The organism is uncultured Brachyspira sp. (assembly GCF_949287625.1).
Lineage (GTDB): Bacteria > Spirochaetota > Brachyspiria > Brachyspirales > Brachyspiraceae > Brachyspira.
This window is the reverse complement of record NZ_CASEGO010000100.1, coordinates 1-12,037: the sequence shown is the minus strand read 5'-3', so window position 1 is coordinate 12,037 and position 12,037 is coordinate 1. Positions and strand designations below refer to the sequence as shown.

Sequence of the window (12,037 nt, the reverse complement as noted above, 5' to 3'; positions counted from 1 at the left end):
ATAAAAGAATACATTCTACTTTAAATTATGATACTCCTATGCTATACTTTAAGAAATTAAGGAATACTTAAATGCAATATGTATGGAACCCGTGCAATATTGATAATTTTTTATTTTTATAATAAACTATTGATATGATATTGTTTAGTTTAATTTATTTTTTGTTGGGATTTATCCATACATTATTATGCATTATTATAGCATTTCCTATTTATCCGTTTATACGTATATTTAGTAAAAAGAAAGCAAAATATTGGGTGCATTCAATGGCGAAAGTTTGGGGAAGAGGGCTTATGAAAATGGCTTTTATCTCCTTTGATTTGGAGGGAAAAGAAAATTATGATCCTAATAAAACATACCTCCTTACTCCTAATCATCAAAGTTCATTTGATATATTTGCATGTTTTTCAATATTTAAAAAGTCATATGCTTTTGTTTCAAAAGACACTTACGGAAAAGTACCTTTAATAGGTTTTGGTATGTCGCTTGCCAATTATATATTTGTAAAACGCGGTACTGTAGGTGCTGTAAAATCTATAGATGATATGGAAGACAGATTGAAAAATGGTACTAGTATAGTTATATATCCTGAAGGAAGCAGAAGTGCTGACGGAGAAATAAGAAAGCCTAAAAGAGGGATATTAAAAATAGCAGAAAGATGCCCTGATATAGAAATACTGCCTGTTGTTATATATGGAACTAGAGATATTATGAAGGCAAAGAGTATTAGAATTAATCCTTTTAGAAAAATAAAAGTAAGATTTTTAAAACCTTTCTATTTAAAAGATATAGAGGGAGATGATAATGCCAAATTAAATTATTGGTATGAAATTATGGATAAGAATTATAATGAGCTTAAAAATATAAAATAAACTATAAAAAATTATCTGCCCATTACTAGTTTATATGAATCGTCAATCAATTTTTATTAATAAAAAATAATTTATAACTTTAAAAAAGTAAATCGCTACAAGAATAACTTATAGCGATTTTGGAGTTTTATGTACTTATAAAAAATTGATAATTCTCTTTAATATAGTAAACAGTTTTTAGTAAATTACATAAACTGTTATTTTTAGTAGTAATACTATATTAAATAAGTATTAAAGTCAATATATTTATATGCATTTTTTATAATTTTAAATTAAAGCCGTAAAGCTGATTAAACTTTACGGCAATGGTGTAATAAAATTTATTTTTAATTTGTTTAATTTGCTAATGCTGCTTTAGGATCTGTATATTCAATATCAAATGCTTCAGCAACACCTTTAAATGTACATTTTCCATTATAAGTATTAAGTCCAGTAAGCAAAGTATTATTTGTTTTGCAAATTTCTTCTAATCCTTTTTCTGCAAGCATTATTCCATAATGAGTTGTAGAATTGGTAAGTGCTATAGTAGAAGTTCTTGCCACAGCCCCCGGCATATTGGCGACACAGTAATGAACAATATCATCTACTATAAATATAGGATCATCATGAGTAGTAGGGTGAGATGTTTCAAAGCATCCGCCTTGGTCAATAGCAACATCTACTATTACAGCTCCTTTTTTCATAATTTTTAAATGTTCTTTTCTTAAGAGTTTAGGAGCTTTAGCACCTGGTATAAGTACGCTTCCAATCACAACATCAGCAGTTTTAAATAACTCTTCTAAAGTAGAAGGAGCACTAAAATATGTATTTATTCTCATATTAAATATTTGATCTATGTACGATAGTCTTGCTACATTAATATCAGTAATAGATACATTAGCTCCAAATCCCATAGCTATTTGAGCTGCATTAAGACCTACAACACCAGCACCTAATATAACAACATTTGCTTTTTGTACCCCCGGAACACCGCCTAATAATACGCCTTCTCCTCCGAATTTCTTTTCCATATACTTAGCAGCTTCCTGAATAGATAATCTTCCAGCTATTCCGCTCATAGGAGCTAAACAAGGCAGCTGATTCATTTCATCTTTCATTGTTTCGTATGCTATTGATCTTATTTTTTTCTTTAAAAGCATTTCAGTTAAAGGTTTATCAGCAGCTAAATGCAGATAAGTGTATAATATTTGATTTTCTCTGAAATATTCATATTCTTCTTCTATAGGTTCTTTTACCTTAATAATCATATCTGCTTCAAATACTCTTTTTTTATCAGCTATTTCAGCACCAACTTTTTTATATTCTTCATCACTAAATCCAGACCCTTCTCCTGCACCTTTTTCCATAATTACTTTATTGCCATGCAGTATATAATCTGCGGCATTAGCTGGTGTTAATCCAACTCTGTACTCTTGATTTTTAATTTCTTTTGGGCATCCTATAAGCATATAAAAACTCCTTTAAAATTAAAATTACTTTATATAGAAGTATATTATGTTGTATATAAAATTCTATATACATACAATATAGTTATTTGATCATCGTTTGTCAAGAAATAAACTAGTTTTTTATTTAATTTAATATGTTTTTATTTTATATTTTTATCTGATTATTACATATTTAATATGAATACTATATACAATAAATTTTTGTACATAATTTGAATATTATACTTGAAAAAATTAAACTTCATATTATAATGTATGATAATAAAAATGATATTAGTTTATTTAATTTAATATCAAATCACTTAAAAATAACAGGAGAATAGAAGGTGAATATTAATAATAATGCCTCTCAATTAAAAAAGGAAATTTTGGTAAAAATAGCATTAATGTTTATTGAAGACAGATTAATAGAGGATATAGATAGATTGCCTATAGAAATTATACCAAGAGATAGTAAATCTATAAGATGCTGTATACATAATGATAGGGAAATCATAAAAAATAGAATTATGGCTAGACTTGGTATAAGCGTTGAAGGTAAAGAAGACAGCGGAATACCATTATCTGAATATGCTAAATTGGCATTAGAGAGAGAAAAACCAACTTGGCCTATGCTTACCGTACTTGATGAGGCCTGCAATGCTTGTGTTAGGGCAAATTTTATGGTTACTAATGCTTGTCAGGCTTGTTTGGCAAGACCTTGTATGATGAACTGTCCTAAAAATGCAATTACTATTTTAGATGAAAAAAGGGCACATATAGACAGCAGCAAATGTATAAACTGCGGATTATGTTTAAAAAATTGTCCTTATCATGCTATTATATATATACCTGTTCCTTGTGAGGAATCCTGCCCTGTAGGAGCAATTAATAAAAATGAACAGGGTAAAGAAGTAATAGATTATCATAAATGTATATTCTGCGGAAATTGTATGAGAGAATGTCCTTTCAGTGCTATGATGGATAAGGGGCAGCTTTTAGATGTTTTAAAACACTTGAAAGAAGATAAAAAAGTTAATGTTATGTATGCTCCAGCCATAGCTTCGCAGTTTAATGCTAAACCAGGGCAATTAAAAAGTGCTTTATTAAAAATAGGATTTAACAAAGTTTGGGAGGTAGCTTTAGGTGCTGATGTTACTTCTGACAGAGAAGCAGCTGAGTTTGAAGAGAGAATGGAGAGAGGAGATAAACTTATGACTACTTCATGCTGTCCTGCTTATGTTAAAGCTGTTAGAAAACATGTACCTGAATTGATTCCTTGTGTATCCGAAACTAAAACTCCTATGCATTATACTGCTGAAATGATGCATGCTGAAGATCCTGAGGCTGTTAATGTTTTTATAGGTCCTTGTCTTGCTAAGAGAAGAGAAAGCATAGATGATGATTTGGTAGATTATTGTTTATCTATGGAAGAGCTTGATGCTTTATTTATAGCTACTGGTACAGAAGTTGCTAAAGAGCCGGACTTGGATATAGAAACCGTTCCTACTGCTTCTGGAAGAAAATATGCTATGAGCGGCGGTGTAGCTGAAGCTGTTAAAATAAGATTAAAACACCCTGAAAAATTAAAATCTGCTGTTATTAACGGACTAGATAAAGAGGGTATGAAACAGCTTAAAGGATACGGTAAAGTTCAGTCTGGAGAAACTCCTGTTACCGCTGATACACCTAATCTTGTTGAGGTTATGGCTTGTAATGGAGGCTGCGTAGGAGGTCCTTGCGTAGTAAAAAATCCTAAAGCTGCTGCTGTTCAATTACAAAGATACGCTTCTACTGGTACCGAAGTAAAAAAAGACTGATAATTTATTAAAATAAGTAATAATTAAAGGCAGGAGTTAATATCATTATTACTCTTGCCTTTTTATGTATTTAATCATTCTGTTAATAATTTTTCTATATTTTTCAAATTTCTTTCTTTTGCATAGTATAAAGCATCATTTCCTTTACTGTCTTTTATGTTTTTGTCGGCATTATGTTCTAATAGGAGTTTTACTATTTCTACATAATTAATAGTGTCTTTTCCAAATATTGCTATTTCAAGCAAAGCGGTTCTTGATAAATTATCTATATGATTAACATTTATATCAGTGTTTTCAAGCAGAAATGTTACAGTTTCCCAATGACCGTTTTGGCATGCTAGTATTAGGGCATTTGCCCCATATATATTAACTACTTTAGTATCAGCATTAACATACATTATTTTTATTGTATTTATATATCCTTTCTCGCATGCATATAAAAAAGGAGAATTAAATTTATTATCTTGTATATTAACATTTGCTTCATTATCAATAAAAAGTTTAGCCATTTTCATATCATTTTTATACATTGCTATCATTAATGGTGTTCTTTTCATATCATCTTGTATATTAACATTAATACCCATTTCTATATATTCCTGTACAGTTTTTATATCTCCGCTATGTACTGCTGAAAAGAAACCTATTTTTATATCTGCAAATAGCATTGCATTTGATATTAATAAACTGATAATAATTAACAATTTCATATTTAATCCTTAAATTGTACTCTTTTTGTCAAGTCAAACAATATATTTTTATATTACTAAAATAACATTACTATTAAAATAACTGAAAAATACTTCCAAATATAAAAATTATGATAACATATTTTAATTTTTTTTTATATTTAAAATATAGTATTTATTTAGATATATTTTTACAGCTAGTATAAATATATAGTTTTAAATATAGGTTTTTATTATATTTTTAATAATGGAATTAAAAAAATATCCGAAGAATTATTAAAGATATAAAAATAATTAGGAATTGAAAGTGCGTTATATAGGTATTTTTATAGCGTTTATTTTATTTTGTACAGTCAATCTAAATGCGGCTGTTATTAATGTTTTTTCTGATACAAATAATATTTATTACAGTTCATTAGATAATATTACTAATAGCTTTGTATTAAATAATGGTAATTCAGATGAAGTTTCAAATGATATTAATTTAATATTTGAAAGAACACTTTTAGGTTCTTCGTATTTTCATGGACTAAGCTATAGTCCTGATATTAAATATATTACAGGGGCTAATGGAGGAAAGGCTGTATTTTTCCCAAATATTAGATCTTATGTAAAAATAGATCATTATTTAGATAATTCTGATGATACTTCTATGGCAAGTTTTACTTTTGAATTTTATTTAAATCCTTATAGAGTAAGAATGAACTCTAAAGTTCTTTCAAAAATGGCTATATATAATGATAATGGTGTTACAAAGTATGCAGGTATAAGAGCAAATATCATTAATGGCAGATTAGTTTGGCAGTTTAATAATTTATTTTCTTATAATGGTCAATATACAAATGTTACTTTATCAGAAGGAGAGTATTTAAAAGAAAATGAATGGAGACATCATAGCGTTAGTTTTGATGCTTCTACTGGAAAATTAGTAAAATATATAGACGGAATTGAAGAAGAAGTTGTTTATTTAACAAGTACAGGTGATAGAAACGGATCTCCTTATGTTGCTGAATTTGATAATATAAAATTAGATCCATTATATTTAGGACAAGGTTTTATAGGAGGTTTAGATGCCTTCTATTTCACTCCTAGTTATAAAAGAGATTTTAATTTATATAGGTACTCATCAAACGGAGAAATAATAAGCAGAGTTATAGATTTTGAGGATAAAAATACATTTATAGACTCTATAAATTATACAGGAAGTTTTACAAATGGATCTTATATAGATGTTTATTATAGAACTTCAGATTATTATTTTGCCCCAGATGATGATAATATAGCTTGGCAGTATTTAGATAATAACACAAATACTATTACAGCAAATGTAAAGTATGTTCAGATAAGAGCTGTATTAAAGAGTAATATCGATAGAAATATAACACCTATATTGAATAATGTTGATATTTCATATCATAAGGGAAGACTTCCGCAAATACCTGTTAATTTAACAGCAGCAGCGGTTAATAATAATTCTGTTATGCTAAAATGGGATGCTGTTCATGAAGATGTTGTGGGATATAAAATATATTATGGTACAAAGTCCGGAGTTTATAATGATGCTGAGTATACTCCTATACAGATAGGAAATCAGAGTGAATACTATATAGAAGGACTTAATAGTAATGAGGTTTATTATTTTACTATAACTGCTATAGGCGGAGAAGGCGGAAATATAGAGAGCGGTTTTTCCAAAGAAGTTTATGTTAGACCAGTTCATTAAAATAAAAAGGAGATTAACGTGTCTACTAATACTAAAGCAATGAAATTAAGTAATCTTGCAGAGGAACTTTTAAAGAAAGGAGTAAATGAAGAGGCTATCGAGGCTTTAAAAAGAAGTATGAGATTAAGTACTTCTGAAGATATGAAGTCGTATTTACAGGTAGCTGTTTCCTTATTTGAAAACGGCGATTATGAACATGCTAAAATATTTTTAAACACTTTCTTAGAATATTGGATGGCAGCTGAGGCATATTTTATTTTAGGAGCTATTGCCAAAAAAGAATACAGACTTCAGGAGGCTTTTGAACTTTATAGAAAAGGTATTACATTATATACTTCTCAGAATCTTGATCCTTATTATGAGTTTTTATCTTTATGTACTATGCTTAAAGAAGAAGATAAAGGATTGGAAGCTGCTAAAAATGTACTTAAAATTAATTCAAAAGACAGAGTTGCTTTGGTTTATATGGCTAATTACTTCTTTAGAAATGAACTTTATAAAGAGGCTATGAATTTTTATAAAATATTGGTAGATAATAATTTGGCTGATCATAATGATTATCATTATTACGGCGTATGTCTTCATGAAATTAAAGATTATAAAAGAGCTGAAAATATGTATTTGCAGGCTTTGGCTATGTATCCTGCCGATACTCCGGAAATTCTTGCACTTAAAAATCTTAGAAGTAAAAGTTTGAGGGATAATTACCCTAATTTAGAAGAAAGCAAAGTTAAATATACTAAAAAAATAAAAGAAAATCCTGATTCTAGTTCTTATTTCCATTTAGGTAATATTGAATTTATTAATGGAAATTATGAAAAAGCAGCAGAGTTTTATTCTAAAGCTAAAGAGGTTTATGAAGAGAAAGTCTGCGTATCTTAAATAATACTTTATTTCTAAAATTTTATATAATAAAATCTTTTATTATAAATCTAAATGATATATCTTAACTCTATTATTTACAAAATAATAGAATTACTGATATATAAATAATTATATTTTGTCAGAATAATTTAATTACTAAAATAATCATTAGTTTTGCAGCAAGTATAATATTAAGATTATTATATATTTTTATTATGCGTTTCACATATTTATTATATATTTTACATATTCAGTAATAAAATTTTTATAATTATATAAAATTAATTTACTTTATTGACACTTACATATAATTGTACTATACTAAATTTATAAAATTTTACATTTATCATTCATTTAATACAAATTCAGTGTTTTATTTAGGAGTCTATTATGAAGAAAATTTATAGTTTATCTTTTAAACTGCCGGTTATTATTAGTTTAATGTCTATATTGATGTTATTGTTTTTGTTATCTACCTCAGTATACTTTTCAAATAAAGGAATAACTGAGAGTATTAATACAGGTTTTGAGAATACTGTTGGGGGTTATGCTAATTTGTTTGATTCTATATTAAATGCTCAGGTAATGCTTAATAAATCATATACAAGCGGTGCTAATATTAAAAATTTCTTTTCAAATATGACCGCATATAGTAATAATGTTTTTTTAGATGTAACTTCATTTGTAGAAAATAATAGTTTTATAGAAAATATTTCTATAATGGATACAAACGGGGTGATAGTTTTTGATAGAAACTCGCAATTAATAGGCAGAAATTTTATGGATTTAAGACCTACTATGATGAATAAGTTATTAGCAGGTGAAGAAGCGGCATTTGGAGATGATATTGTTAAATCAGCAGCTACGGGGGATCTTACAATATCTTTAGGGGTAAGGATACTTGATTATAATGATCAATTAATAGGCTATTTAGTATCTATTATAAAAATAATGTCTATATATGACGCTTATTTCAGTAATGTACGATTAGGGAAAACAGGAAGAATAGTAACGGTTAATAATAAATCTGTAGTTGTAATGGATACAGATTCTGCAGAAATAAATAAACAAGCTCCAAGTGAATATAATACAATAATTCAAAGTTCAAATACAGATGGAGAATTAAAATATTCTTTTAATGATCATATAAGAGCTGGTTATTATAAAAAAATGAGTGTTCAGCCTTGGATAGTTGCTTATGCTATGGATACTGAAGAGATATATGAAGTTAATAGATCCATTATTGTAATAAGTATAATAATAGGCATTATATCAATGGTTATTATGACATTGGTAGTATTTTTATTTACAAGAAGTATAATAAAACCTCTTAATATTATAGTTGAGGAAGCTAAGGAAATAGAAAGCGGCAGGCTTATTATGCATAGAAGAAAGCTAAATAGAAAAGATGAACTTGGAGAATTATCACATTCTTTTCATAATATGAAATATAAACTAATAGAGGTAATAGAAACTACTTTGCATAATGCTGATAAGATGTCTAATGCTGCTAATGCTCTTGCTTCTGGAAATAAGAACTTAGCAGCAAAAGCAGAAAATACGGCTGCTAATCTTGAGGAGACTGCTTCATCTATGGAAGAAATATCTTCAGCAATATCTATGGCTACCAATAATTCTGTAAAGGGTAATGATATGATGAATAGCTGTAAGGAATCTATAGAAAATGCAGCTTCTGTAGTTGCTGAGACAGTAAAAAGTATGAATGAAGTTAATAATGACAGTGAAAAAATTAAAGATATAATAAAAGTTATAGAGGGCATTGCTTTTCAGACTAATATTTTAGCACTTAATGCAGCAGTAGAGGCAGCACGTGCAGGAGATCAGGGTAAAGGTTTTGCAGTTGTAGCAAGTGAGGTTAGAAGTTTAGCACAAAATAGTCAGACTTCAGCAAAAGACATTACAGAATTGATTAATCAGGTGTATGATAAAATTAATAAGGCTAATGAGATTGTAGAGAGTCAGGAACAATTATTTATAGGAATAAAAGAACAAATTGAAGAAACTGCAAATATTATAAAAGATATAAGTGCGGCTGCCTTAGAACAGCAGTCTGGAGTAGCTCAGGTTAATAAAGCTGTTATGGAAATGGATACTATTACTCAGGAAAATGCTGCTTTAGTTGAAGAGTCAACAGCTTCTTCTATATCACTTTATAATGATGCTAAAGAACTTCAAAATGTTGTTAGCTTTTTCCATATAGAAAAATAATTATAAAATATTTTGATAAAAAATTAATAAAATCTATTTACAAAATAATTTATAGTTTTATAATAAAAATTACCTAAATGAATAACTGTTAATGTTTATCATAAAGGAACATATAAAAAAATTGTATTTTATCTTTTTTGTTAGTTTATGGAAAATAATAGAATTGCTGTTATAGGTATAATAATTGAAGACACCAATGCTGCGGCAAAGGTGAATGAAATTCTTCATAGCTACAGTGATTTTGTTATAGGAAGAATGGGTATACCTTACAGAGAAGAAAATATAAATATCATAAGCATAGTATTAAATGCTCCTATCGATAAAATTAATAGTTTAACAGGCAAACTTGGCATGATTGAAGGTGTTTCTGCTAAAGCACTTTATGCAAGTAAAAAATAATAAACAGTTTAATTATAAAATAGGAGTATATTTTATGTCTTTAGAAACTTTATTCAAGTACGATTCCAAATCAAGAAATGCAAATGAGTTTATTAATGATGAAGAGATATTAAAGACCATATCCAAAGTAGAAAGCGGCGATTATAATATAAGAGAGATATTAGATAAAGCAAGTTTAATGAAAGGGCTTGAACCTTATGAGGCATTAGCTTTGCTTCTTTGTAATGATAAAGATTCTGAAAATGAGATGTTTGAAATAGCAAAGAAAATCAAATTAGAAATATATGGTAAAAGAATAGTTTTATTTGCCCCTCTTTATTTATCTAATTATTGTATTAACGGCTGTGTTTACTGTCCTTATCATGCTAAAAATAGTCATATAGCAAGAAAGCAGTTAACTCAAGATGAAATCAGGGCAGAAGTTACAGCATTACAGGATATGGGACATAAGAGATTAGCATTAGAAACAGGTGAAGACCCTGATTATGCTAGTATGGAATATTTACTTGAATCTATAAAAACTATATACAGCATTAAGCATAAAAACGGAGCTATTAGAAGAGTTAATGTTAATATTGCAGCTACTACAGTTGAAAATTATAAAAAGTTAAAAGATGCAGGAATTGGTACTTATGTATTATTCCAAGAGACTTATCATAAACCTACTTATGAGAAAGTTCACCCAAGCGGACCTAAAAGTAATTATGAATATCATACTGAGGCAATGGACAGAGCTATGGAAGGCGGTATTGATGATGTAGGTATAGGTGTATTATTCGGGCTTTATGATTATAAATATGATTTTACTGCTATGCTTTATCATGCTAAACATTTAGAAGATACTTTCGGCTGCGGACCTCATACTATAAGTGTTCCTAGAATAAGACCTGCTGATGATGTTGATGTTAAAAGTTTCCCTAATGCTATAGTTGATAGTCTATTCAAAAAAATAGTTGCTGTTTTAAGAATTGCTGTTCCTTATACTGGAATAATAGTTTCTACAAGAGAGAGCCAAAAATCAAGAGAGGAGGCATTAGAAGTAGGAGTTTCTCAAATAAGCGGAGGATCAAGAACTAGTGTAGGAGGATATGTAGAAGAGGAAGAGGAGAATTCAAAACAGTTCGAAATATCTGATAACCGCTCTCTTGATGATATTATTAAATGGCTTTCAGATATAGGATATCTTCCTAGCTTTTGTACTGCTTGCTATAGAGAAGGAAGAACAGGAGACAGATTTATGGCTTTTGCTAAGAGCGGACAAATAAAAAATTTCTGTCAGGCTAATGCTATAATAACGTTAAAAGAATATGAAAACGATTATGCCAAAGAAGAAACTAAAAAATCTATAGATAAAGTTATGGCAAATGAAATAGAGAGAGTACCTAATGAAAAGGTTAAAATGAAATTAGTAGATGCTTTAAAAGGCATAGATGAAGGAAGAAGAGATTTTAAATTTTAATTTGTATATTATCTAATTTTATATATTGGGCTATAAATTATTGATTTAATTTTATGAGTTATTTATTTCACCGAGCAGAAAAATATAAAAAATATGATTTTATTTGCTCGGTGTATTTTATTTGATATATAGCTAAACGACTATATTTTGTCAACTGATGTACATTATATAGAACTATCAACTTTTTTGCCGCACACACCATACTTAACAGTACTTCCTGCGGTCGCAGGCGGGCTTCGCCAAAGTTTTTGCCAAAGTCACACTTCGTGAAAAACGCAATTACTAGAACTTTATATTTTAAAGATATGTATTAAATGTATGGTAATACCCAAAATTTAGGCTACACCTTGCCGCAGGCACGCAGAGCGAGGCGGACAGCGTCACAAAAGAACTGGGGGGCGTAGCACACAGCGTGGTGGGCAAAGCCCCGCAAATATCGAAATTTAAAAAAATTATTTTTTGACAAACTGTATTTATTTAGGTATATACTGAAAATTTTTAAGTTTGTCAATTTTTTATTGTTCTTTTTCCCGCCGCAAAAAGAACCTTATATCC

9 protein-coding genes are annotated in these 12,037 nt (G+C 28.7%); 7 read left to right on the top strand and 2 right to left on the bottom strand.

What is annotated here, in order from left to right; all coding sequences use genetic code 11:
• Positions 1–134 precede the first annotated feature (134 nt).
• A complete protein-coding gene (locus tag Q1X91_RS12700) occupies positions 135–872 on the top strand; it encodes a 1-acyl-sn-glycerol-3-phosphate acyltransferase (RefSeq protein ID WP_300758145.1) in 738 nt (245 codons plus the stop codon).
• A gap of 335 nt (positions 873–1,207) precedes the next feature.
• Here the strand turns inward: Q1X91_RS12700 and ald are convergent, their stop codons facing one another.
• Positions 1,208–2,320: an alanine dehydrogenase gene (gene ald / locus Q1X91_RS12695; RefSeq protein WP_300758142.1), complete on the bottom strand. Its 1,113-nt coding sequence runs from the start codon at positions 2,318–2,320 to the stop codon at positions 1,208–1,210.
• A 326-nt stretch (positions 2,321–2,646) separates the two neighbouring features.
• Between ald and Q1X91_RS12690 the strand changes: the two genes are divergently transcribed.
• The gene (locus tag Q1X91_RS12690; protein WP_096736648.1) at positions 2,647–4,119 is read left to right on the top strand and encodes a 4Fe-4S dicluster domain-containing protein; all 1,473 of its coding nucleotides are present in this window, start codon (positions 2,647–2,649) and stop codon (positions 4,117–4,119) included.
• Between the two features lie 74 nt (positions 4,120–4,193).
• Here Q1X91_RS12690 and Q1X91_RS12685 read toward each other — a convergent pair whose 3' ends face one another.
• Positions 4,194–4,829: an ankyrin repeat domain-containing protein gene (locus Q1X91_RS12685; protein WP_300758138.1), complete on the bottom strand. Its 636-nt coding sequence runs from the start codon at positions 4,827–4,829 to the stop codon at positions 4,194–4,196.
• A gap of 286 nt (positions 4,830–5,115) precedes the next feature.
• Between Q1X91_RS12685 and Q1X91_RS12680 the strand changes: the two genes are divergently transcribed.
• The 5 genes from Q1X91_RS12680 (at position 5,116) to hydG (ending at position 11,482) form a co-directional block, all read left to right on the top strand.
• On the top strand, positions 5,116–6,531 hold the full coding sequence (locus tag Q1X91_RS12680; protein ID WP_300758135.1) for a fibronectin type III domain-containing protein: 1,416 nt from the start codon (positions 5,116–5,118) through the stop codon (positions 6,529–6,531).
• 18 nt (positions 6,532–6,549) lie between these two features.
• Positions 6,550–7,413, top strand: a complete 864-nt coding sequence (locus Q1X91_RS12675; RefSeq protein ID WP_300758133.1) for a tetratricopeptide repeat protein — start codon at positions 6,550–6,552, stop codon at positions 7,411–7,413.
• Between the two features lie 372 nt (positions 7,414–7,785).
• On the top strand, positions 7,786–9,624 hold the full coding sequence (locus tag Q1X91_RS12670; RefSeq protein ID WP_300758131.1) for a methyl-accepting chemotaxis protein: 1,839 nt from the start codon (positions 7,786–7,788) through the stop codon (positions 9,622–9,624).
• A 147-nt stretch (positions 9,625–9,771) separates the two neighbouring features.
• A complete protein-coding gene (locus Q1X91_RS12665) occupies positions 9,772–10,023 on the top strand; it encodes a TM1266 family iron-only hydrogenase system putative regulator (RefSeq protein ID WP_300758129.1) in 252 nt (83 codons plus the stop codon).
• A gap of 34 nt (positions 10,024–10,057) precedes the next feature.
• Positions 10,058–11,482, top strand: coding sequence for a [FeFe] hydrogenase H-cluster radical SAM maturase HydG (gene hydG, locus Q1X91_RS12660; protein ID WP_300758126.1), 1,425 nt, complete (start codon positions 10,058–10,060; stop codon positions 11,480–11,482).
• Positions 11,483–12,037: the final 555 nt, after the last annotated feature.